This is a genomic window from Microbacterium martis, from assembly GCF_047246685.1.
GTDB lineage: Bacteria > Actinomycetota > Actinomycetes > Actinomycetales > Microbacteriaceae > Microbacterium.
Window position 1 is genome coordinate 874,276 of sequence record NZ_JBFOKT010000001.1, and the last position, 22,015, is coordinate 896,290.

Sequence of the window (22,015 nt, forward strand, 5' to 3'; positions counted from 1 at the left end):
TACTGAATCCATGGGCGCTCAACTCAGGGTCTACAAGCAGAAGATCTCTTCTGCTCAGACGACCAAGAAGATCACGAAGGCGATGGAACTCATCGCGGCTTCGCGCATCCAGAAGGCGATGGGACGCGTCAAGGCGTCCACGCCCTTCGCGCGCGCCGTGACGAGGGCCGTGTCGGCCGTCGCGACGCACTCGAACGTCGACCACCCGCTCACCCGCGAACCCGAGACGATCCGCCGCTCCGCGGTCGTGATCTTCTCGTCGGATCGCGGTCTGGCGGGAGCCTTCAACTCGCAGATCCTCCGCGAGGGTCTCGAGGTGGCCTCCCTCCTGCGCGAGCAGGGCAAGGAACCAGTGTTCTACCTCGTCGGTCGCAAGGCCGTCGGCTACTTCCAGTTCCGTCGCATCGAGGCGGCTGCGGAGTGGACCGGCGACACCGACACCCCGTCGTTCCACACGGCGGAGGAGATCTCGCAGCAGCTGCTCGAGGACTTCTCGCGCGGGGGCGACGAGGGCGGCGTCGACGAGATCCACCTCGTCTACAACCGCTTCGTCAGCATGATGACGCAGTCGCCCGAGTCGGTGCGTCTGCTTCCGCTGGAGATCACGGAGGCTGACGAGTCGGAGGCGGGGAACACCGTCTACCCCCTCTACGAATTCGAGCCGGATGCCGAGACCGTGCTGGACGCGATCCTGCCGGTCTACATCCAGAGCCGCGTCTTCAACGCTCTCCTGCAGTCGTCCGCCGCCAAGCAGGCCGCGACCCAGAAGGCGATGAAGTCGGCCAGCGACAACGCCGACAAGCTCATCACCGATTACACCCGTCTGCGCAACAACGCGCGTCAGGCGGAGATCACGCAGCAGATCGCAGAGATCGTCGGCGGCGCCGATGCACTCTCGTCGAGCAAATAGACCATCAGGAAAGAGACGAAAATGACCCTCACCGCCCCGGCTGACCAGTCGGCGACCGCGGTCGTCGGGCGCGTCGCACGCGTCAACGGTCCGGTTGTCGACATCGAGTTCCCGCACGACTCGATTCCCGACATCTACAACGCGCTGAAGACCACCATCGTCATCGGCGAGGAGTCCAGCGAGATCACCCTCGAGGTCGCCCAGCACCTCGGCGACGACCTCGTCCGCGCCATCGCCCTGAAGCCGACCGACGGCATCGTCCGCGGCCAGGAGGTCCGCGACACGGGCGAGGCCATCTCGGTCCCCGTCGGCGACATCACCAAGGGCAAGGTCTTCAACGTGATCGGCGAGGTCCTCAACGGCGAGCCCGGTGAGACCATCGAGGTGACCGAGCGCTGGCCGATCCACCGCAAGGCGCCGAACTTCGACCAGCTCGAGTCGAAGACCACGATGTTCGAGACCGGCATCAAGTCGATCGACCTCCTCACCCCGTACGTGCAGGGTGGGAAGATCGGTCTGTTCGGTGGAGCCGGTGTCGGCAAGACCGTTCTCATCCAGGAGATGATCCAGCGCGTCGCGCAGGACCACGGTGGTGTGTCGGTGTTCGCCGGCGTCGGCGAGCGCACTCGTGAGGGCAACGACCTCATCCACGAGATGGAGGAGGCGGGTGTCTTCGACAAGACGGCTCTCGTCTTCGGCCAGATGGACGAGCCGCCGGGGACGCGTCTGCGCGTCGCCCTGTCGGCTCTGACGATGGCGGAGTACTTCCGCGACGTGCAGAAGCAGGACGTGCTGCTCTTCATCGACAACATCTTCCGCTTCACGCAGGCCGGTTCCGAGGTCTCGACCCTTCTCGGTCGTATGCCCTCGGCCGTGGGCTACCAGCCGAACCTCGCCGATGAGATGGGCCTCCTGCAGGAGCGCATCACCTCGACGCGCGGTCACTCGATCACCTCGCTGCAGGCGATCTACGTGCCGGCCGACGACTACACCGACCCGGCTCCGGCGACGACCTTCGCCCACCTCGACGCGACGACCGAGCTCTCGCGTGAGATCGCGTCGAAGGGTCTGTACCCGGCCATCGACCCGCTGACCTCGACGTCGCGCATCATGGACCCCCGCTACTTGGGCGAGGACCACTACCGCGTCGCCACGACGGTCAAGCAGATCCTCCAGAAGAACAAGGAGCTGCAGGAGATCATCGCCATCCTCGGTGTCGACGAGCTCTCCGAGGAAGACAAGATCGTCGTGTCGCGCGCACGTCGCATCCAGCAGTTCCTCTCGCAGAACACCTACATGGCGAAGAAGTTCACGGGTGTCGAGGGTTCGACGGTGCCGCTGAAGGACACGATCGAGTCGTTCGACGCGATCACCCGCGGTGACTTCGACCACGTGGCCGAGCAGGCCTTCTTCAACGTCGGCGGCATCTCCGACGTCGAGGAGCAGTGGGCGAAGATCCAGAAGGAGAACGGCTGACCATGGCATTGACGGTGAGCCTGGTGTCCGCCGACGCGGAGGTCTGGACGGGGGAGGCGAGCCTCGTGGTCGCCAAGACCGTCGAGGGCGAGATCGGATTCATGTCCGGCCACGAGCCGGTGCTGGCGATCCTCGCCGAGGGCCAGGTCCGGATCACGCAGACCGACGGCGCGAAGGTGCTGGCGAACGCGCAGGACGGGTTCCTCTCGATGGAGGGCGACACCCTGACGATCGTCGCCGGCAACGCCGCGCTCATCGCCTAGCAGCACATCCACCCATCCGCCTCCGACCGTCCCCGCTCATCCGATGAGCGCGGACGGTCGCGGGCGGATGTTCTTGTCGAAGGCACCATGAAGATCCTGCTCCCTCCCTCCGAGACCAAGCGCCGGGGCGGCTCCGGGGCGCCGCTGCGGTTCGAGTCACTGGCACTGCCGTCGCTCTCGGGACGCAGGGCGGCGGCGGTCGACGCGCTCGTCGATCTCGCCGCCGACGGCGAGGCTGCGCGCCGGATCCTCAAGCTGAGCGAGCGGCAGCTCGACGACATCGTCGACAACCGGATGCTGCGCACGGCGCCGACCATGCCGGCGGTCGACCGCTACACGGGCGTGCTGTTCGATGCCCTCGACGCGGCTACGCTGTCGTCCGCCTCCCGGCGCTGGCTGGGGGCTCACGTGTGGATCCACAGCGCGCCACTCGGCCCGATCGGGGCGATGGACCCCCTTCCCGCCTACCGTCTCTCCGCCGGAACGTCGCTCCCCGGGCTGCCGGCGCTGCGACGGCACTGGGGGGATGCGACGACGGCGGCCATCGCGGGGGCGGAGCCCCCCTTCGTCCTCGACCTGCGGAGCGAGGCGTATGTCGCGCTCGGACCTGTTCCGGCATCCGTCCCCTCCCGGTACGTCCGGGTCGTCACCGAGCAGGGGAGGGCTCTGAACCACTTCAACAAGAAGTCCAAGGGCCTGCTCGTGCGGGCACTGGCCGAGGATCGTCCGCGCATCACCTCGCCGCTGGCCCTTCGTCGGTGGGCTGATGAGCGTGGAGTCGAATTCCGCGACACCGACGATGCGAACGTGCTGGAGCTCGTCGTCGCCGAATGACGGCCGCCGCCACGCGGCGGAGACCCTCCGCGTGGTTCGTTGCCCGCCCCTGAGCGCACCGCTAGCATGACGAATGCGAAGCGCTCGCTTCATCACGGGAGGCGAGAAGCGCCTCCCCAGGCCAAAGAAATGTGAGTCTCATGGGATACGACGACTACGGAGCAGGCTATCTTGGCCTCCTCTTCGCATACTTCTTCGTGATCTTGCTGATCGCGATCGCCGGATACGTCCTGGTATCCCTCTTCTACATGAAGATCTTCCAGAAGGCCGGCGTGCAGGGAGGATGGCGCGCCTGGGTCCCCATCTACAACATGATGGTCTTCTTCAAGCTCGGCGACCTGAGCCCGTGGCTCGTGCTCTACGGCATCGGCGGCGCGGCGCTGCTGAGCTGGATCGGCATCGGATTCATCTTCTCGATCGCCCTCGGCGTCCTGTCGGTCATCGCCGCCTGGCGAGTCGGCCTCAAGCTGCAGAAGGATGCCGTCTGGGTCGTCCTCTACGTCTTCCTGAGCATCGTGTGGCTCGGCATCAACGCCTTCGACAAGTCGCGCTGGAACCCGAACGTCACGCCTGCTCCGTGGGCGGGCAACGGCTTCCTCGGCGACCGCACGGTGTGGGACGGCATCCCCGTCCAGCCCGCCGCCGCAGCACCCCAGCAGGGCTACGGGGCGCCGCAGGGCTACGCGGCCCCGCAGGGCTACGCCCCGCCCGCGCAGCAGGGCTACGCCCCGCCCGCACAGCAGGGCTACGCCCCGCCCGCACAGCAGGGCTACGCCCCGCCGGCGCAGCCCGGCTACGCTCCGCCGGCGCAGCCTGGTTACGCGCCCCCGGCCGCGCCGACGACCGGTGGACCGGTCCCGCCGTCTCAGCCGAACACGCCGCCGGCGCCTCCGGCAGCACCGCCCGCTGCTCCGCCTGCCCCGCCGACGGCGCCTCCGACCGCGCCGCCTGCACCGCCGTCGGAGCCCACGCAGCCTCCCGCGTGAACTTCCGACAGGGCCCTCGACATGCGTCGGGGGCCCTGTCGCATGTCGGCTCGACCGCCCGACCGCCCGACTCCGGGCGCTAACGTGGAAGGCATGGTCATCTCGCAGCGCCGCGTCGGCGCCTCCGGTCTCGTCGTGTCCGCCACCGGTCTCGGATGCAACAACTTCGGCCGCAGCGGCACCGCCACCGAGACACTGTCGGGCACCCGCGAGGTGATCGACGCGGCGATCGCGAACGGCATCACGCTCTTCGACACCGCCGACATGTACGGCGCCGTGGCCGGCACGAGCGAGACACTGATGGGCGAGGCGCTCGAGGGCAGGCGGGATCGGGTCGTGCTGGCGACGAAATTCGGGCACGAGCGCGACATGGGTTACGACTTCCCGGGGGGTCGGGGATCGCGTCGTTATGTCCGCCGCGCGGTCGAGGAATCCCTCCGGCGGCTGCGCACGGACTGGATCGACCTGTACCAGCTGCATCTGCCCGATGCCGAGACCCCCGTCGCGGAGACCATCGACGCTCTCGACGACCTCGTGCGCGAGGGGAAGATCCGCTACTACGGCCACTCGAACTTCACCGGGTGGCAGATCGCCGAGGCCGAGTTCACCGCTCGGGGGCGCTCGACCGGCCGATTCATCTCCGCGCAGAACCACTACTCGCTGCTCGCCCGCGCCGTCGAGCGCGAGGTGCTGCCGGCGGTCGAGCGCTACGGGCTCGGCTTCTTCCCCTACTTCCCGCTGCACAACGGTCTGCTGACCGGCAAGTTCACGCGCGAAGGCGGACCGGCCTCGAGCCGCATCATGACGGCCCGGCCCCATGTGTGGGAGGACGCGCCCTGGGACGCGCTCGACCGCTTCCGACTGTTCTGCGACGAACGCGGGATCACGATGCTGCAGGCCTCCTTCGGGTGGCTGCTGACGCGTCCGGCCGTGTCGAGCGTCATCGCCGGTGCCACATCGGCCGCGCAGGTCGAGTCGAACGCCGCGGCCGGCGACGCCTGGCGCCCGGAGGCCGATGACCTCGCGGTCCTCGACGAGCTGTTCCCGCTTCCCGAGGACCCCGGCGCCCGGGTGTGAACCGGTATGGCGAGTTCCACTACGATGTGTGAGTATCCTGCGTCCGCCCGACTCGCCGCAGGTCCATCGGAGGCAGTACGTGGCTGAGACGACGAAGACGCGCAGCGTCACGATCGCGCAGGGTCCACTGCAGCTATCGTGGGCGGGTGTCACCGATCTGGGGCGTCGCCGCGAGACCAACCAGGACGCCTTCCTGGCGGAGTTCCCGCTGTTCATCGTGGCCGACGGCATGGGCGGTCACGCGGGCGGCGAGATCGCGAGCCGCAGCACCGTGGCGCGTCTGCGCGCGATCGTCGACGCCGGCGAGGTCGATCGGACGACGATCGAGAACGCCCTGCAGCTCGCCGTCGGCGACATCGCCGACCACCCCGAGGCGACGGACGAGGGCACGGGGACGACCCTCACCGGCGTGTTCCTCGACGTCACCGGAGAGGTGCCCCAGTGGGTGTCGCTCAACATCGGCGACTCCCGCGTGTATCTGCTGCGCGACGACCGGTTGGTCCAGGTGACCACCGACCATTCGGTCGTGCAGGAGCTCATCGCCTCCGGCAAGCTGAGTCCGGAAGAGGCCGAGGGCCACCCGTACAGCAACGTCATCACACGCGCCGTGGGGGCGAGCGAGTTGACCCCGCCCGACTACATCACCATCGATGTGCGCGCGGGCGACCGTTTCGTCATCTGCTCCGATGGGCTCACGAAAGAGCTCACCGACTACGGCATCCAGCATTTCCTGCGGGAGAACGCCGACCCGGCCGATGCGGTCGACGCCATGCTCGCCGCCGCCTTGGAGAACGGCGGTCGGGACAACGTGACCCTCGTCATCGTCCAGGTGAGCGACGTGGACTCGCCCTCCACAGTCGAGCCCGCCGCCGAATAGCCCGCGAGGACTGTGGACAGCGCCGCTCGGGCGCTCATCCTGCGGTCCACTGGGGGCATGGACTCCCTTCCGATCGCCCTCCCCGCCCCGCCTGCCGCACCGCGCCGTCCCCCGCTGCCCTTCATGGCCGCGGCGGTGCCCATCGCTGCCGGCGTCGTGCTGTGGTGGGTGACCGGCTCGCTCTACGCGCTCTGCTTCGCCGCTCTGGGCCCGCTGATGATCGCGGCGTCACTGGTCGACGCCGCCCGCAGCCGCCGTCGCGACCGACGACGCAGCGACGCCGAGGCCGCGCAAGGATGGTCGGCAGCAGAGGCCGAGCTTCGGCGCAGGCAGGAGGAGGAGCGGGCCACCCGATGGCTGCGCGAGCCGGATGCGGCGTCATGCCTCACTCGGCCGCCGCTGCGCGCAGGGCACCCTCCCGATTCCTCCACCCCGGTGGTGCTCGGCCGGGGGACGGTCGCGAGCGCCGTGCGCTGCTCCGGAGGCGACGACGCGCGAGCACGGGACTTCCAGGAGAGGTGCGCGATCCTGGACGATGCGCCCGTCTCCGTGGCTCTGGGGCGCGGCGTCTGCCTGCGTGGCCCGGCGCCGGTCATCTCGGCCGCAGCGCGGGCGCTGGTGATGCAGCTCTGCCTTCGCTTCAGCGCGGGCCAGCTCTCGATCGTCGGGAGCGAGCTCCCCCGACTCGGACTCGACGCGCTCCCGCACGCGACGAGGGCGCGCCGGGGAGGCTGTCGGGTGGCCGTGGCATCGGCAGAGACGGGGCGAACGGATGCGGACGCGCTCATCTGGCTGGCTGAGCCCGGATCCGACGTCCCCGACGGCATCACGACCGTCATCGACGTCGTCGAACCCGGCAGGGCGACGCTCCGGACACCGCAGGGGATCACCGACGTCGCGATCGAATGCCTCTCGGCGGCTCAGGCGCGGACGATCGCCGGAGAGCACGTGGGAGCCGTCGACGACGCGGCGGGACTCCCGGACGCGGTGTCGCTGCACGAGCTGGCGCAGACCGCCGGCGTCCAGGGGCTTCCCGCGGTCGTCGGCCGAGGGACGCACGGCGACATCGTCATCGACATCGTCGAGCAGGGGCCGCATGCGATCGTCACCGGCACGACGGGAACGGGGAAGAGCGAGCTGCTCGTCACCTGGGTCACCGCGATCGCCGCTGCGCACGGGCCCGATCGCGTCGCCTTCGTCCTGGCCGACTTCAAGGGCGGCACGGCTTTCGAGCCGCTGCGGGAGCTCCGCCAGGTGGTGGCCGTGATCACCGATCTCGACGAGCACGGTGCCCGTCGAGGCGTGTCGAGCCTCACCGCCGAACTGAAACGGCGGGAAGCGGTGCTGGCCGGTGCAGGAGCGCGCGATGTCAGTGAGGTGGCCATGCCGCGACTGGTCATCGTGGTCGACGAGTTCGCCGCGCTCCTGCAGGAGCATCCCGACCTCGGAGCCGTCTTCACCGACGTCGCCGCCCGCGGGCGGGCTCTGGGCATGCACCTGATCCTCGGAACGCAGCGTGCGTCGGGTGTCGTGCGAGACGCGCTGGCGGCGAACTGCCCGCTGCGCCTGAGCCTGCGCGTGAGCGACGCTTCCGACAGCAGGCTGGTCATCGGAACGGCCGCGGCGGCGGAGATCCCCGGAGGACCGGCCTCGCGGGGTCTCGGCCTCGTGCGGCGACCCGAGGACGCGGAGCCGGTGGCGATGCGCATCGCATTGACGGGTGCGGCCGAGCTGCGACGGGTCGGCATGCGGTGGGCGGCGGCCGGGCCGCCGCGGAGTCCCTGGTTGCCCGCGCTGCCGATGCGGCTGCCGCTCGAGGCGATGATCGGGGATGACACGGCAGCGGCTCCCGATGGTCGCTCGATCGTGCTCGGCCGCGGTGACGACCCCGATCGTCAGACGCAACCCGCGGAGCTCCTCGTCTGCGGGGTCGACCGCGGCCTCGCGATCCTCGGTGCGCCCGGCTCCGGGCGCACCAGTGCTCTTCGGGTCCTGGCCGCCCAACGATCCGATGCCGCCTGGGTGCCCGCCGACCCGGAGGGTGCCTGGGATCTCGTGGAGACCTGGGCGGTCGGCAGCACGCCGCTGCCCTCCCTAGTGCTTTGCGACGATCTCGACGCGCGCATCGCGGCCTATCCGCCGGAGTACGCTCAGCTCTTCGCCCAGCGCTGGGAGCAGATCCTCCGCGTCGACCGCGGCAGCACGGTGGTCCTGACCGCGACACGGTCGACAGGAGCGGTGGGCCGACTCGTCGACGCACTGCCGCGACGGGCTCTGCTGCGCATGGCGACGCGGATGGAGCACCTGGCCGCCGGCGGCGACCCCTCCGGGTTCGTGAGAGACCGTCCGCCGGGTCGTGCTCGGCTCGGCGAGAGGGAGGTCCAGTTCGCCTGGGTGGAACCGAGAGAACTCGCGGCCTCACGCCCGTCGCGGCTGCGCGACTGGCGGCCCGAGGCGGGAGTCACCGCCGTGGTCTGCTCGGGCACCGCCGAAGTGATCGCCCGCTTCGCGGATGCCCATCCCGACTGCGAGGTGATCCCCGTCGGAGCGGAAAGGCTGCGGCCGTCGGCGCCGTGCATCGTCGTCGGCGATGCGGAGACCTGGCAGCGCAGCTGGTCCGTCTGGCAGCGGGTGCGCGGAGAGGGCGAGGTGCTCATCCGCGCCGAACAGCCGGGCGAGCTCCGGCAGCTCGCCGGTGTCCGCGAGCTGCCTCCCTTCGCGCTCCCGCACGAGGGGCGGGCCTGGTCGGTGGCTGGGGGCCGGAGGGCGCGACGGGTGATCGTCCCCGCGCTCGCGCCGTACTGAAGCGTGCGACGACGTCAGATGCCGCGCCCCGGCCGAACTCTCCCGACCGGTACCCCTCCGCCGAGCACCTCCAGAGGCAGAGCGTCGCCGAGGGCGGTCACGTCGGCGTCGCTCAGGCCGCCCGAGCGAGCCAGCAGCGTCGCGGCGACGATGGTCGACGCACGCGGAGCGCCGTCGAGCATCTTGAGCGCCACGGTGGTGCCGTCCGGAGACACCATGACCATCACGCCCTCGGCGCCGCCCTTCGTGAAGACGCCGAGCGTCTCGGTCGCGATGGTGTCGGGACGACCCGGACCCTCGATCGTCCACGGGTTCTCGCGCACCGCGCGCACGAGCGACCCCGCGACGCGGTGCAGCGCGAAGGGAGAGCGGTCGGATGCCGTGCCGACGCGGTGGACGGCGCGGGCGAGTCCTGTCAGCGTCACCGCGTGCACGGGGGCTCCGCAGCCGTCGATCGAGGTGTGCGCCACCTTCTCGCCGGTGAGACGCTCGACGGTGTCGCGGATGTGCGACTGCAGCGGATGCCCCGGGTCGAGGTACCCCTCGGTCGACCAGCCCGTCGCGACGCAGGCGCGCAGCATCGCCGCATGCTTCCCCGAGCAGTTCATGCGCACCCGCGCCGGCTCGCCGTGCTCGCGCACGAGCTCGTCGCGCGTCGCGGTGTCGCTCGGCCAGGCGGGAGGGCAGCGGAGGTGGTCCTCCGTCAGGCCTCCTGCGGTCAGCACGTCGCGCACCACGCCGGCGTGCCGGTCGGTTCCGGTGTGGCTCGCGGTCGCGAGCGCCAGTTGCTCGCCCTCGAGAGCGGCGCCCGCCGTGATGCACGCCACCGCCTGCAAGGGCTTGAGGCTCGAGCGCGGCAGGATGAGCGCGTCGGCGTTCCCGTGGCGCGCGATCACGTCTCCGTCCGGCGACAGGACGACCGCGGCACCGGCGTGCCGAGACTCCACGAAGCCGCTCCGTTCGACGACGGCGAGTTCCACGGCATCCTGAACGGTGAGAGTCTCCAGCACCCGTCGAGTCTATCGCCGCGTCCGGTGCGGGCTCACTGGCAGACTGAGGGAATGGCAGACCAGTCGACATCCCGGGCCCTCGGCGAGCACCGCTACGAACTCACCTCCATCTGGACGGGCAACACCGGCAGCGGCACGAGCGGGTACCGCGACTACCGTCGCGACGTCACGATCACGGTCGAGGGGAAGCCCGAGCTCCTGGCCTCGTCGGACAAGCCCTTCCGCGGCGACCCGTCGCGGTGGAATCCCGAGGATCTCCTGCTGGCCTCGCTGTCCGAGTGCCACCTGCTGTCGTACCTGCACGCGTGCGTGACCGCCGGCGTCGTCGTCGTCTCGTACAGCGATCGCGCCAGCGGGCTCATGCGCGAGAACGGAGCCGGCGGCGGCGCGTTCGAGGAGGTCCTGCTACGACCCGAGGTCGTCGTCGCCGAGTCGTCGATGCTCGAGGCGGCGGAGCGGGCGCACGCGCAGGCCAACGAATGGTGCTTCATCGCCAGTTCGATGAACTTCCCCGTGCGGCATGAGGCGACGGTGACGGCCCTCGCCTGAGTCCGAGCGCCGGTCCGGTCGCTCTGTCAGCGACGCTCGTGCGGCAGAGCCTGCTTGATCTTCTCGATGGCTCCCTGCGCGGGCGCCTCGTTGTAGGCACCCGCCAGCTCCTGCCCGGACAACGCATGGATCGCGGCCATGATGTCGTCGGTCGCCAGCCTGCGCGCGCGTCCGCTGGAGGCCGGGCCGTGCGGCGACAGGTCGAGCGGCGCGCCGAACTTCACGGTGATCCGCTCGGAGACGGTCGGCACCTTGGCTCCCACGGGCATCACCTTGTCGGTGCCGATCAGACCGACCGGAACGACAGGCGCTCCGGTCTGCAGGGCGAGGAAGGCGACTCCGGTGCGTCCCTTGTACAGCCGGCCGTCGGTGGATCGGGTGCCCTCCGGGTACAGGGCCACCGCGAGACCTTCGTCGAGCAGCTGACGCTGGAGGTCGAGCGCGTCGAGCGCCGCCTGACCGGCGCCGCGGCGCACGGGGATCGCTCCGATCGACTGGAAGAACGTCCGGCTGAGCCAGCCTCGGAAGCCCGCTCCCTCGAAGTAACTCGACTTCGCGAGGAAGTGGACCGGTCGCGGCGCCGCCACCGGGATCGCGACGGAGTCGATGAAAGACAGATGATTGCTGGCGAAGATGACGGCGCCGGTCGGCGGCACGTGCTCCCTGCCCTCGATCCGGGGGCGGTAGACGAGGCGCGCGAGCGGACTGATCAGGCTCCGTCCGAGCGCGTACGTGAAGCCGGCCTGCCGCGGTCTCGCTGTCTCCTCGTCCGACGACGTCGTGCCGTCGGGTGACATCCCGGGCTCGACGGACTGCTCAGAGGTCATCAGAGCAGGCTACTCCGCGATGCATGCCGTACGGGGAATGGAGATTCCCGTCGTGCCTCCCAGCGAGGGCAAAGGGGAATGGGGCAGGATGAGGTGTCCCGCCCGCGATCTCGAGGTCTCACTGTGCGCAAGCGTCTGCCCATCGTCCTGTCCACCGTCGCCGCGGCGACCCTTCTGCTCGCAGGGTGCTCCGGCAGCGGCGCACCGGAGAGTTCGAGCTCTCCCGAGCCGTCGGCGGCGAGCGAGTGTGCGCTGGACGCGCAGCCGGGCACCACGTCGGATGCCGTCACCGTGGAGGGTGAGGGAACCGACACCACGGTCTCGGTGCCCGCCGATGCCGCCTTCGACGGCGTCGAGCGCACGGTCGTGAGCGAGGGCGACGGCGACGACCTGGTCGTGGGCGACCTCGTCTCGGTGCAGTTCCAGATCATCGAGGCGGCGACCGGCGAGGTCGTCGACTCATCGGCACGCGGCGAGGGCGGCGTCCTTCCGGTCCTCCTCGACACCGACCAGTCATCGCTCTTCGTCGCGGCGCTGGAGTGCCAGCCGGCCGGTTCCCGGATCGTCCTGACCCTGCCCGGCAGCGTGTTCGGCGAGGGCGGGACCAGCAAGGTCGTGTACGCGGAGGCGGTGGACAAGCTCCCCGAGGTCGCCACGGGCACACCGGTCGACCCGGTGCCCGGCATGCCGACCGTCGAGCTCGACGACGCGGGTCGTCCGACCGTCACGATCCCCGACGGCGACGCCCCTGCCGAGACCCAGGTCGCCGTCCTGAAGCAGGGCGACGGCCCGACGGTCGCGTCGGGCGATCTGGTCGTGGTGCAGTACCTCGGCGTCAAGTGGTCGGACGGCGAGGAGTTCGACTCCAGCTGGAGCCGGGACGCCGCTCCCGCGCAGTTCCAGACGACCGGTGTCGTCGCCGGCTTCCAGAAGGCGCTCGAGGGCCAGAAGGTCGGATCGCAGGTTCTCGTGGTCATGCCGCCCTCCGACGGGTACGGCGCGAACGAGGGGCACGAGCTCCAGAAGGAGAGCCTTGTGTTCGTCGTCGACATCCTGGCCACGACTCCCGTCCAGCAGCAGTAGGCGGGGGCCGGCCGGGGCCGTGTCCTAGGCTGGCGTCATGCGTCGCATCATCGTCCTCGGCTCCACCGGCTCGATCGGAACGCAGGCTCTGGACGTGATCCGGGCCAATCCGCGTCGCTTCGAGCTCGTCGGTCTCGCCGCGGGCACCGACGCGGCGTCTCTCAACGCCCAGGCGGCGGAGTTCGGCGTCGACGACACCGCATTGGGCGCCGCCGAGGCGGAGCAGCTGGTGCGCGACGTCGACGCCGATGTCGTCCTGAACGCGATCACGGGGTCGATCGGGCTCGGCTCGACGCTCGCCGCGCTCCAGGCCGGTCGCACTCTCGCTCTCGCCAACAAGGAGTCCCTCATCGTCGGCGGCGAGCTCGTCCTCGCCGCAGCCCGGCCCGACCAGATCGTGCCCGTGGACTCCGAGCACTCGGCCCTGGCCCAGGCGCTCCGCTCAGGGACGCATGCGGAGGTGCGGCGGCTCGTGGTGACGGCATCCGGCGGTCCGTTCCGCGGACGCAACCGCAGCGGGCTCACCGACGTCACGCCGGCCGAGGCCCTCGCCCACCCGACGTGGGACATGGGGCGCATGGTGACGACGAACTCCGCCACGCTCGTGAACAAGGGGCTCGAGGTCATCGAGGCGCATCTGCTGTTCGACATCGCATACGACGACATCGACGTGGTGGTGCATCCGCAGTCGATCGTGCACTCGATGGTGGAGTTCATCGACGGTTCCACCATCGCGCAGGCATCGCCGCCCGACATGCGGCTGCCGATCTCGCTCGGGCTCGACTGGCCCCATCGGGTCGGGGGCGTGGGCCGCCCGCTCGATTGGACGCGGGCGACGTCGTGGACGTTCGAGCCGCTCGACGGCGAGGCGTTCCCGTCGGTCGCACTGGCGAAAGCCGTCGGCCGCGCCGGCGGCACATTCCCGGCGGTCTACAACGCGGCCAACGAGCAGGCCGTCGACGCCTTCCACGAGGGGCGTCTGTCGTTCCTCGGCATCGTCGACACCATCGCCCGCGTCGTCGATGCCCATGACGCGCCCGACGTCCTCACGGTCGAATCGCTCGCCGAGGCCGAGACCTGGGCGCGGCGCACGGCCGACCGGCTCATCGCCGCAGCCTGAGCGGTCAGTCCTCGTCGGAGTACGGTACCGGCCACCGCGGATCCGGCACGGGCCACCCGGCGGCGCGGAGTGCGCGGCGAGCGAGCTCGCGCGCCGAATAGGGGGTGCGCACCCCGCGGATGTCGCGGTAGTCCTGATGGCCGGGGCCTGCCCAGAGGATCGCGTCGCCGTCGCCGACCAGTCCGACGGCCGCCACGATCGCGCTCTCCGGCGGGGAGTACTCGTGGATCTCGGCATCCGGTCGTGCGGACCGCGCTCCCGCGACGAGCGTCGCCCTGATCGACGCGGGGTCCTCGAAGCGCGGGTGGTGGTCGGTGACGACGAGGATGTCGCTGCCCTCGACGGCGGTGCGCGCCATGTCGTAGCGCTTGCTCGCGTCGCGGTCGCCGTCGGCGCCGAAGAGCATGAGCACACGGCCGGGCGTGACCCGGCGCACGGCGGCGAGGGTCTTCTCGAACGCGTCGGGGGAGTGCCCGAAGTCGACGAACACGGCGGGGCCGCGCTCTCCGGAGACCAGCTGAGTGCGTCCGGGCAGATAGGCGCGGATGCCGTCGCCCGAGCCCAGCGCCTCGACGATCCGCGCCCAGGCGTAGCCGCCCTCGAGCAGCATCACGACCGCGAGCGCCGCGTTCGCCGCCATGTGGGGGCCGATCACCGGCACGGTCGTGGTCAGCGAACCGGCCGGCCCGCTCATCGTGAAGGTGGTGCCGGCGGCGCGCTCGTCATCGATCACGACCACCCAGTCGGCCCGCGCAGCAGCGTGGGGGTCGGCCGCGATCGACGGGGTTCCGACGGTCACGACGGGGATCTCGGCCCGCTCGACCACGACGGCGCCGGAGGGCGAGTCCAGGCAGACGACGCCGCGACGGGCGCGGTCCGGCCGGAACAGCGGCAGCTTGGCCTCGAAGTACTCCTCCATGTCGGCGTAGTCGTCGAGGTGGTCGTGGCTGAGGTTGGTGAAGCCCGCGACGTCGAACCGGATCCCGTCGACGCGGTGCCGCGACAGCGCCTGGGCGCTGACCTCGACGGCCACGGCCTCGACGTCGCGTTCGCGCATCAGTGCGAGCAGCGCGTGCATCTCGGAGGCCTCGGGCGTCGTCAGGCGCGACACGATCACCTCGCCGGCAATGTGGCGTTCGGCGGTCGACGAGAGCCCGGTGATCACGCCCATCTGCTCGAGCATGCCCTCCAGCAGATGCGAGACGCTCGTCTTGCCGTTGGTGCCGGTCGTCGCGAACAGCAGCGGAAGCGGGTCGTCGGCGCCAGTCCCGTAGACCCAGGCGCTCAGATCGCCCAGAACGGCGCGCGGGTCGTCGACGACGAGGATCGGCAGACCGCTCGATGCGGCGATCTCGGCGCCGTCTTCGTCGGTGATGACCGCGACCGCGCCCTTCTCGGCGGCGGTGACCGCGAAATCGGCGCCGTGCCGGTTGAGCCCCCGGATGGCCACGAACGCCTCTCCGGGCCGCAGGTCGGCCGTGGCGAGCGTGATCCCCGAGAGCACGACCCCCTCGACGTCGCCCCGGACGGCGCGGGCATAGCGGGCGGCGAGTTCGGAGAGCTCACGCCGGGGCGGGTTCGCGGGGCGGAGCACGGGAGGCAGGCTCGGTTGTTGTTCCATCGACATGTCGCCTCCATGATCTCACGGAGGTGCGACGAACCCGGTCTGCGGCCCGCCCCTCCACGGTCGAGGAGGGGCGGGCCGCAGGCGTCAGACGCGCCGGCGGTACGCGAGCACGGCGACGACGAGCGCGGCGATGCCCGCGACGAGCCCGCCGGCGCCCAGGGCGACCGGAAGCGGATCGGATGCCGCCGACTCCGCCGCGGCATCCGCTTCGTCCTCGCCGGCGCCGGCGTCGGCGTGCGCGCCGTGGCCTGCGGCGGCTTCGGTGACGGTGACGACCGGTGCCGGAGCATCGAGCGAGTGCGGGTCCTCACCGTTCTCGGCCAGCTGCGTCCATTCGGTCGAGCCCTCGACGCACTCCTGCACGACCGGGAAGGCGAGCGACTCGGGGGTGTCTTCGTCGAGTCCGACCGACATGCTCACCGCGCCGCGCAGGTCGTTGGGCACCGGGGCGAGGGCGGTGTAGGTGACGGCGCGCACGAGCCCGTCGTCTCCGCGTTCGACGTCGATCGACCAGTCGCCGTCCATGGTCGGCGCGACGGAGGCCAGCCCGTCGGGCATCGTGATGTGCAGCGCCGTCGTGGGGGAGCCGTCGCAGCCGTGCGAGAACGAGAACGTGAGGACGCCGTGATCGCCGGCGGCGACCTGATCGGGGCTGACCCCGACGTGCGCGCCCGCCATCGTCGGGACGGCCAGCGCGAGGGCGACGCCGCCGACGACGGCGAGCGAGAGGCGGCCGGCTCGGCGGGAGCGGTCGCGAGGGGTGGTGAGGGTGTTCATGGGTGATCTCCTGATTGCTCGTCTGCGGGCGCGCCGGGACGACGCGGGAACCCGCGGGAAAGGGTCACGCCGCGCGCGGCGGCGCGGCGGATCGAGTGCGACCGTTCAGCCGCGCAGGAGCAGGGGAGGGCCGCGCCGCGACACGGCGGCGGAGACGGCGGCGTCGCGCGTCGCGATAACGAGCGAACGGAGGGGGACAGGTCGCCCGTGCTCGGCGGGTGAGCACGCGACCGCCGCGTGGAGGCGCGCCAGGAACCAGCCGGCGACGGCACGGACGATCGTCTCGCCGTGCCAGAGGAGCAGAGTCGTGAGCGCGGCGGCGACGACGTGTGCGCCGATCATGGCGGGGCCGGGCGCAGCGGCGGCGGCGCCGAGTGCCGCGGCGGGGAGCGCCGTGAGGTCGAGGTGGTGCGCGTGTGCGGCACCGGCGGGGGAGCCCGCACCGAGCGCCGCGGATCCGGTCGGCGATCCCAGCGCCTGGAAGACCAGATGGAACGCCGCCTGTCCGACGACGACGGCGGCGGCCACCCGGGGACGCGATCGACGTGGCCCGACCAGCACGGCGCACGCCGGCAGGAGCAGGATCGCGACCGCGACGACGAGAAGCGGATGCGGCGCCGCTCCGCCGCCGAGCGTGTGGGAGACGGCGGCGATGAGTGTGGCCACCGACGAGACGGCGGCAGCGCGCATCAGTCGCAGCTGCCGGGAGGTCACCCGATCAGCGTAGTCGCTCGGCGGTGCCGGGCGGATTCCTAGACAGCGGGCAGTAGCGTTGCCTCGTGGAAATCCTGCTCTACCTGGGCGGCATCCTGTTCATGCTGATCGGCCTCGGCCTGTCGATCGGCCTGCACGAGGTCGGCCATCTCGTCCCCGCCAAGCTCTTCGGCGTGCGTGTCGGCCAGTACATGATCGGCTTCGGGCCTCGCCTGTGGTCGAAGCGCCTCGGAGAGACGGAGTACGGTGTCAAGCTGCTTCCGGTGGGCGGGTTCATCTCGATGTCGGGCATGTACCCGGCCTCGACGACCACCGGTCCGGCGCGCGGGATCTTCCGCTCGCTGATCCAGGATGCGCGCTCGGCCAACGACGAGACGATCGCCGAGGGGGCGGAGGACCGCGTCTTCTACCGCCTTCCGGTGTGGAAGCGGGTGATCGTCATGCTGGGCGGCCCGCTGATGAACCTGCTCCTCGCCCTGATCATCTTCACGGTCCTGGTCTCCGGGATCGGCATCCAGCAGGGGACCACGACGATCGCCTCCGTGACGGAGTGCGTGGTGCCGGCACAGTCGACGGCCACCGAATGCACGGCCGACGATCCGCCGTCCCCCGCAGCGGAGGCGGGAATCGAGCCGGGCGATGTCCTCATCTCGATCGACGGGCAGCCGGTGTCGACGTTCGCCGAGGCGACCGCGATCGTGCAGGCGTCGCCGGGCGAGACCCTCGACGTCGTCGTGCGGCGCGACGGTGCCGAGGAGACCCTTTCGATGACGCCGATCGCCGCCCAGCGCACGATCACCGATGCCGGCGGGCAGCCGATCCTCGACGAGGCCGGACAGCCGGTCGTCAAGGAGGTCGGGTATGTCGGCATGGGCTCGCAGATGGGATACCTGCAGCAGCCCCTGAGTGCGGGACCGCAGCTGACGGGGGAGACCGTCGGCAGGGTGGCCTCGCTGATCATGACCCTGCCCGTGCGGTTGTGGGATGTCGCCGTCTCGCTGGTGACCGGCGGAGAGCGCGATCCGAACGGACCGCTGAGCGTCGTCGGCGTCGGACGGATCGCCGGCGAGGTCGCGGCCACCGACGCCCCCGTCCTCAACCGGTTCGCCGTGCTGCTGGGGCTGCTGGGATCGCTGAACGTCGCGCTGTTCGTGTTCAACCTCATCCCGTTGCTGCCGCTCGACGGCGGTCACATCGTGGTCGCGCTGTGGGAGGGGATCAAGCGGGCGGGGGCGAAGCTGTTCCGTCGGCCTCCGCCGGCACCGGTCGACGCCACCCGGCTCGTGCCTCTGACCGTCGTCGTGGCCGTGCTGCTGATCGGAATGGGGGCGCTTCTGCTGATCGCCGATCTGTTCAATCCGGTGAACATCCTGCAGTGATGTCGAAATCGTCCTTGTCCGTTCGCTGTGCAGGTGTAACGGTTCTCCAGAGGAAAGGACACCTGTCATGAAGTACGTCATCATGTTCACGTCGACGCCCGAGCACGACGCCGAGGTCGCACCCGAGGTCGCTCAAGACGTGTATGCGCGCGTCTACCGGTGGTTCCAGGACAACGACGCAGCGATCAGCGACGGCGGGGCCGAACTCCAGCCCGTCGAGACGGCGACCACGCTGCGGCATGCGGCGCAGGGCGCCGTCGTCGTCGACGGTCCGTTCACCGAGGCTCGTGAGGCCGTGGGCGGTTTCAGCATCATCGACGTGCCCGACCTCGACGCCGCGATCGCCCTCGTCCGCACCTGGCCGATGCTCGAGCTGCCCGGCACCTCTGTGGAGATCCGTCCGATGGTGACGGACTACAGCCAGTTCGAATGACATCCGACCTCGCCCTCGGGCAGGTGGTGCGCGTCGAGTCGGCGCGGATCGTGGCCGCCCTCACGGCGTCGCTCGGAGATCTCGATCTGGCCGAGGAGGCCGTGGCGGATGCCGTCGCGGAGGCTCTCGTGCAGTGGCGCAGAGACGGCGTGCCCCCGAAGCCGGGCGCATGGCTCACGACCGCGGCCCGGCACAACGCGCTCGACCGTCTGCGTCGCGAGAAGCGCTATCGGCAGAAGCTCGAGCTCCTCGCCGACCAGCGCCCCGCACCGGAGTCCGAGATCGATGAGCGCCTGCCGCTGCTGTTCGGCTGCTGCCATCCGTCTCTGACGCCCTCGGCGCAGCTCGCTCTGACGTTGCGCGCGGTGTGCGGGCTCACCACCGAGCAGATCGCACGCGCGACCCTGAGCTCGCCTGTCGCCACAGGGCAGAGGATCGTCCGGGCGAAGCGCAAGATCGGCGCGGCCGGCATCCCGTTGCGCGTGCCGGTCGGCGCCGAGCGTGCCCCGAGGCTCGATCTCGTGCTGACCGTCGTGTCGGTGATGTACAACGAAGCGCATCTCGTTCCCGAGGGCGACGCGCACGCGGATCGCGACATCGCGGACGACGCGCTCTGGCTCGCCGAGGTGATCGCGGATGCTCTGCCGGGAGAGGCGGAGGCGCACGGACTCGTCGCTCTGCTGTCGTTCCACCGGAGCAGGGAGCCCGCGAGGTCGCAGGCGGGTGAACTCGTGCTGCTCGGGGAGCAGGATCGCCATCGGTGGGACCACCGCCTCGAGGCGCGGGCGCGTCAGGCGCTCGATCGTGCCGCGGCGCTGCGGTGCCCCGGTCGATGGCAGCTTCAGGCGGCGATCGCGGCGTGCCATGCGGATGCGGACCGGATCGAGGACACGGACTGGCGGCAGATCGTCGTCCTCTACGACATGCTGCGGGAATTCGATCCGTCGCCGTTGGTCCGTCTGAACCGCGCCGTCGCACTGGCGGAGACGGGCGACGCGAGCGGCGCGCTCGACGAGGTGGACGCGCTGCAGGACGCGCTCGAGGGGTTCCATCTCTGGCACGCGGTTCGGGCGCACCTGCTGCGTCGCCTCGGCCTGGTGCGCGAAGCCGCAGCGGCGGATGCTCGGGCGCTGACGCTCACCCGGAACGAGGCCGAGCGCCGCCTGCTCGCCGCGCGCCGGGCCGCGCCGATCAGGTGAGGGCGTGAGCGACGAGCCGCTCGAGCGTGCGGATGCCGTCGCGGGACAGGATCGACTCGAGATGCCCCTGCACGGAAGCGAAATGCGGGCCGCGGAGGGCGTAGACGTCGCCGGAGACGGCATCCGCCGACACCTCGGCTCCGCCGACGTCGCGCGTTCCCGGTGCGACTCGCGCGGTGAACGTGTTGTAGAAGCCGATCGACGCCTCCTCCTCGAAGACGGGGACGACCTTCTGCAGGCCCTGATGCGGTGCATCGAGCGGAGTCAGAGCGATGCCGAACCGGTCGCTGAGGATCTGGTGGCTCAGGCAGACCGCGAGCAGGGGGGCTCCGTCGTCGAGCCGCCGGGAGACGACCTCGCGCATGCGGACGATCCGGGGGTTCGACGCGTCTCGCGGGTCGCCGGGCCCCGGCCCCGCCACGACGACGTCGGCGGCATCCATCTCGGCGTCCTGCACCTCGCTCCACGGGCGGATCGACACGACGAGGCCTAGGTGACGCAGTTGATGGGCGAGCATCGTAGTGAAGCGGTCCTCGGCGTCCACGACGACGGCGGTGCGCCCGGCGAAGGGTCCGTCGCGATCGTCGCCCTGCGGGTTCAGCCAGAAGTCGGCGAGCCGGGCGTTGCGCGACGACAGGAGATCCGCGATGTCGGGGTCGTCGGACAGCGACGGCTCGTCGCCGGGGGCGTCGGTGTCGGTGCGGGCCTCGGCGACCCGGTCACGGTCGATCGCGCCGATCGCGCCGAGCACGCCGGCCGCCTTGCCATGGGTCTCGGACACCTCGCCGAGCGGGTCGGAGTGTCGCACCAGCGTCGCGCCGACGGGCACGTTAAGCCGGCCGTCGTGCAGGTACACGGTGCGGATGAGGATAGGGGCGTCGAGGTCGTGACCGCCGTCGGCATTCGGCGTGAACAGGGCCGCCACGCCGGAGTAGTATCCGCGGGGCTTGCGCTCGTGCCGTCGGATGACCGCGCACGCGTTCTGCATCGGGGAGCCCGTGACGGTCGGGGCGAACATCGTCTCGCGCAGGATGTCGCGGGGGTCGAGCGCGCTGCGACCGCGGAGCATGTACTCCGTGTGGGTCAGACGCGACATCTCCTTGAGATGCGGACCGGTGATCCGCCCGCCGTCGGAGCATACGGCGCTCATCATCTTGAGCTCCTCGTCGACGACCATGAACAGCTCCTCGGTCTCCTTCGTCGACGAGAGGAAGTCGACCAGCGTCTCGTTGGTCGCGCCGCCGGCGGGGTGACGGAACGTTCCCGAGATCGGATTCATCGTGACGACGCCCTCGCGGGCGACGACGTGGGCCTCGGGGCTCGCTCCGACGGCGATATGACCGGGCGTGACGACCGCGAACGTCCAGTAGGCGCCGCGCTCGTGGGTCAGGAGAGCGCGGAACCAGGTGAGGGCGGCGGTGCGGTCGTCGACGTCGATGGTCGCTGTGAAGTCTCGGCGAATGACGAAGTTGGCCCCTTCGCCCCGGCCGATCTCATCAGTGATGACCGTCTCGACGATGGCCGCGTACTCGTCGTCGGCGATGTCGAAGCCGTCGTCCCGCAGCGGAACCGGCGCGTCGGGAAGCGATTCGAGGAGCTCAGCGGCAGGAAGGCGCAGGTGCTCGTCGACGAGGAGGCAGCGCAGAGGCGCCCCGTCGTCCTGGGCGACGAAGCCGCGCTCTCGCACCTGCCGGTAGGGGACCAGGGCGAACACTTCGCGTGCGGCGCCGCCGCGGTGGAGGGGGATGTCGGCGAGCAGGTCGACGTCGACGACCTCGCCGCTGAGCAGCTCGACCGTGTCGGCGCCCTCGCGCGCGATCAGCACGAAGGATGCGTCGGGGTCGGCGCTGAGCTCGGCGAGTCGTGAGGGGGTCATCGTTGTCTCCTGTGCAGGGCTCCGGCTCGGCTCAACGAAAAGACCGCCCCGGAGGCGGTCTCGATTCGTGGGAACGCGAACACACCGCCTAGGAGGCGGGCCACCAGGTGAGGTTCGCGTGCATCGGGTGAAAACTACCACACCGCGGATGACCGGCCGGGGCGGATGACGCCGTGCCTCCGGCGCCGCACGC

At 70.6% G+C, this 22,015-nt stretch carries 20 protein-coding genes; 14 read left to right on the forward strand and 6 right to left on the reverse strand.

Annotation, left to right across the window (positions count from 1 at the left end; genetic code table 11):
* The first annotated feature begins 10 nt into the window (after positions 1-10).
* The 8 genes from AB3M90_RS04155 (at position 11) to AB3M90_RS04190 (ending at position 9,228) form a co-directional block, all read left to right on the forward strand.
* The gene (locus AB3M90_RS04155; RefSeq protein ID WP_412950119.1) at positions 11-910 is read left to right on the forward strand and encodes a F0F1 ATP synthase subunit gamma; all 900 of its coding nucleotides are present in this window, start codon (positions 11-13) and stop codon (positions 908-910) included.
* A 21-nt stretch (positions 911-931) separates the two neighbouring features.
* Positions 932-2,386, forward strand: coding sequence for a F0F1 ATP synthase subunit beta (atpD, locus tag AB3M90_RS04160; protein WP_412950120.1), 1,455 nt, complete (start codon positions 932-934; stop codon positions 2,384-2,386).
* 2 nt (positions 2,387-2,388) lie between these two features.
* Positions 2,389-2,649, forward strand: coding sequence for a F0F1 ATP synthase subunit epsilon (locus AB3M90_RS04165; protein ID WP_412950121.1), 261 nt, complete (start codon positions 2,389-2,391; stop codon positions 2,647-2,649).
* Positions 2,650-2,736: 87 nt separating this feature from the next.
* Complete coding sequence (locus AB3M90_RS04170; protein WP_412950122.1) at positions 2,737-3,483, forward strand: YaaA family protein; 747 nt, start codon at positions 2,737-2,739, stop codon at positions 3,481-3,483.
* Positions 3,484-3,623: 140 nt separating this feature from the next.
* Positions 3,624-4,469 (forward strand): large exoprotein, encoded by an 846-nt coding sequence (locus AB3M90_RS04175; protein WP_412950124.1) that lies wholly within the window; start codon positions 3,624-3,626, stop codon positions 4,467-4,469.
* A 93-nt stretch (positions 4,470-4,562) separates the two neighbouring features.
* Positions 4,563-5,546 carry an aldo/keto reductase gene (locus tag AB3M90_RS04180; protein ID WP_412950126.1) on the forward strand — a complete coding sequence of 328 codons (984 nt, stop codon included), beginning with the start codon at positions 4,563-4,565 and terminating at the stop codon, positions 5,544-5,546.
* A 79-nt stretch (positions 5,547-5,625) separates the two neighbouring features.
* Positions 5,626-6,423: a PP2C family protein-serine/threonine phosphatase gene (locus AB3M90_RS04185; protein ID WP_412950127.1), complete on the forward strand. Its 798-nt coding sequence runs from the start codon at positions 5,626-5,628 to the stop codon at positions 6,421-6,423.
* A 57-nt stretch (positions 6,424-6,480) separates the two neighbouring features.
* The gene (locus AB3M90_RS04190; protein ID WP_412950129.1) at positions 6,481-9,228 is read left to right on the forward strand and encodes an FtsK/SpoIIIE domain-containing protein; all 2,748 of its coding nucleotides are present in this window, start codon (positions 6,481-6,483) and stop codon (positions 9,226-9,228) included.
* A gap of 14 nt (positions 9,229-9,242) precedes the next feature.
* Here AB3M90_RS04190 and AB3M90_RS04195 read toward each other — a convergent pair whose 3' ends face one another.
* On the reverse strand, positions 9,243-10,238 hold the full coding sequence (locus AB3M90_RS04195; RefSeq protein ID WP_412950131.1) for an asparaginase: 996 nt from the start codon (positions 10,236-10,238) through the stop codon (positions 9,243-9,245).
* A gap of 51 nt (positions 10,239-10,289) precedes the next feature.
* On the opposite strand from AB3M90_RS04195, the gene AB3M90_RS04200 reads away from it, so the two are divergent.
* Entirely contained in the window at positions 10,290-10,787 is a 498-nt protein-coding gene (locus tag AB3M90_RS04200) for an OsmC family protein (protein WP_412950132.1), read from the forward strand.
* A gap of 26 nt (positions 10,788-10,813) precedes the next feature.
* Here the strand turns inward: AB3M90_RS04200 and AB3M90_RS04205 are convergent, their stop codons facing one another.
* Positions 10,814-11,614 carry a lysophospholipid acyltransferase family protein gene (locus AB3M90_RS04205; protein ID WP_412950134.1) on the reverse strand — a complete coding sequence of 267 codons (801 nt, stop codon included), beginning with the start codon at positions 11,612-11,614 and terminating at the stop codon, positions 10,814-10,816.
* Positions 11,615-11,737: 123 nt separating this feature from the next.
* Between AB3M90_RS04205 and AB3M90_RS04210 the strand changes: the two genes are divergently transcribed.
* Together AB3M90_RS04210 and dxr are read left to right on the forward strand one after the other, a co-directional pair.
* Positions 11,738-12,697: an FKBP-type peptidyl-prolyl cis-trans isomerase gene (locus AB3M90_RS04210; RefSeq protein ID WP_412950135.1), complete on the forward strand. Its 960-nt coding sequence runs from the start codon at positions 11,738-11,740 to the stop codon at positions 12,695-12,697.
* Positions 12,698-12,734: 37 nt separating this feature from the next.
* On the forward strand, positions 12,735-13,817 hold the full coding sequence (gene dxr / locus AB3M90_RS04215; protein ID WP_412950136.1) for a 1-deoxy-D-xylulose-5-phosphate reductoisomerase: 1,083 nt from the start codon (positions 12,735-12,737) through the stop codon (positions 13,815-13,817).
* A gap of 4 nt (positions 13,818-13,821) precedes the next feature.
* Here the strand turns inward: dxr and AB3M90_RS04220 are convergent, their stop codons facing one another.
* The 3 genes from AB3M90_RS04220 to AB3M90_RS04230 form a co-directional block, all read right to left on the reverse strand.
* Positions 13,822-15,438, reverse strand: coding sequence for a Mur ligase family protein (locus AB3M90_RS04220; RefSeq protein ID WP_412950138.1), 1,617 nt, complete (start codon positions 15,436-15,438; stop codon positions 13,822-13,824).
* A gap of 90 nt (positions 15,439-15,528) precedes the next feature.
* On the reverse strand, positions 15,529-16,221 hold the full coding sequence (locus AB3M90_RS04225; RefSeq protein WP_412950140.1) for a YcnI family copper-binding membrane protein: 693 nt from the start codon (positions 16,219-16,221) through the stop codon (positions 15,529-15,531).
* Positions 16,222-16,326: 105 nt separating this feature from the next.
* The gene (locus tag AB3M90_RS04230) at positions 16,327-16,935 is read right to left on the reverse strand and encodes a hypothetical protein (RefSeq protein WP_412950142.1); all 609 of its coding nucleotides are present in this window, start codon (positions 16,933-16,935) and stop codon (positions 16,327-16,329) included.
* A gap of 65 nt (positions 16,936-17,000) precedes the next feature.
* On the opposite strand from AB3M90_RS04230, the gene AB3M90_RS04235 reads away from it, so the two are divergent.
* The 3 genes from AB3M90_RS04235 to AB3M90_RS04245 all read left to right on the forward strand — a co-directional run bounded on the left by AB3M90_RS04235 (position 17,001) and on the right by AB3M90_RS04245 (position 19,946).
* Positions 17,001-18,314, forward strand: coding sequence for a M50 family metallopeptidase (locus AB3M90_RS04235; protein ID WP_412950144.1), 1,314 nt, complete (start codon positions 17,001-17,003; stop codon positions 18,312-18,314).
* Between the two features lie 67 nt (positions 18,315-18,381).
* Positions 18,382-18,747 carry a YciI family protein gene (locus AB3M90_RS04240; protein WP_412950145.1) on the forward strand — a complete coding sequence of 122 codons (366 nt, stop codon included), beginning with the start codon at positions 18,382-18,384 and terminating at the stop codon, positions 18,745-18,747.
* Positions 18,744-19,946, forward strand: a complete 1,203-nt coding sequence (locus AB3M90_RS04245; protein WP_412950147.1) for an RNA polymerase sigma factor — start codon at positions 18,744-18,746, stop codon at positions 19,944-19,946. The genes AB3M90_RS04240 and AB3M90_RS04245 overlap by 4 nt, the downstream gene beginning before the upstream one ends.
* Here the strand turns inward: AB3M90_RS04245 and AB3M90_RS04250 are convergent.
* The gene (locus AB3M90_RS04250) at positions 19,939-21,822 is read right to left on the reverse strand and encodes a chorismate-binding protein (RefSeq protein WP_412950149.1); all 1,884 of its coding nucleotides are present in this window, start codon (positions 21,820-21,822) and stop codon (positions 19,939-19,941) included. The genes AB3M90_RS04245 and AB3M90_RS04250 overlap by 8 nt on opposite strands.
* Between the last annotated feature and the right edge of the window lie 193 nt (positions 21,823-22,015).

What these genes read in the sequence shown, in the direction of transcription:
- AB3M90_RS04225 (WP_412950140.1), bottom strand. Translation starts at nt 16,221, where the DNA reads ATGAACACCCTCACCACCCCTCGCGACCGCTCCCGCCGAGCCGGCCGC.
- AB3M90_RS04165 (WP_412950121.1), top strand. Translation starts at nt 2,389, where the DNA reads ATGGCATTGACGGTGAGCCTGGTGTCCGCCGACGCGGAGGTCTGGACG.
- AB3M90_RS04245 (WP_412950147.1), top strand. Translation starts at nt 18,744, where the DNA reads ATGACATCCGACCTCGCCCTCGGGCAGGTGGTGCGCGTCGAGTCGGCG.
- AB3M90_RS04200 (WP_412950132.1), top strand. Translation starts at nt 10,290, where the DNA reads ATGGCAGACCAGTCGACATCCCGGGCCCTCGGCGAGCACCGCTACGAA.
- AB3M90_RS04250 (WP_412950149.1), bottom strand. Translation starts at nt 21,822, where the DNA reads ATGACCCCCTCACGACTCGCCGAGCTCAGCGCCGACCCCGACGCATCC.
- atpD (WP_412950120.1), top strand. Translation starts at nt 932, where the DNA reads ATGACCCTCACCGCCCCGGCTGACCAGTCGGCGACCGCGGTCGTCGGG.
- AB3M90_RS04155 (WP_412950119.1), top strand. Translation starts at nt 11, where the DNA reads ATGGGCGCTCAACTCAGGGTCTACAAGCAGAAGATCTCTTCTGCTCAG.
- AB3M90_RS04205 (WP_412950134.1), bottom strand. Translation starts at nt 11,614, where the DNA reads ATGACCTCTGAGCAGTCCGTCGAGCCCGGGATGTCACCCGACGGCACG.
- dxr (WP_412950136.1), top strand. Translation starts at nt 12,735, where the DNA reads ATGCGTCGCATCATCGTCCTCGGCTCCACCGGCTCGATCGGAACGCAG.
- AB3M90_RS04220 (WP_412950138.1), bottom strand. Translation starts at nt 15,438, where the DNA reads ATGGAACAACAACCGAGCCTGCCTCCCGTGCTCCGCCCCGCGAACCCG.
- AB3M90_RS04190 (WP_412950129.1), top strand. Translation starts at nt 6,481, where the DNA reads ATGGACTCCCTTCCGATCGCCCTCCCCGCCCCGCCTGCCGCACCGCGC.
- AB3M90_RS04240 (WP_412950145.1), top strand. Translation starts at nt 18,382, where the DNA reads ATGAAGTACGTCATCATGTTCACGTCGACGCCCGAGCACGACGCCGAG.
- AB3M90_RS04175 (WP_412950124.1), top strand. Translation starts at nt 3,624, where the DNA reads ATGGGATACGACGACTACGGAGCAGGCTATCTTGGCCTCCTCTTCGCA.
- AB3M90_RS04180 (WP_412950126.1), top strand. Translation starts at nt 4,563, where the DNA reads ATGGTCATCTCGCAGCGCCGCGTCGGCGCCTCCGGTCTCGTCGTGTCC.
- AB3M90_RS04170 (WP_412950122.1), top strand. Translation starts at nt 2,737, where the DNA reads ATGAAGATCCTGCTCCCTCCCTCCGAGACCAAGCGCCGGGGCGGCTCC.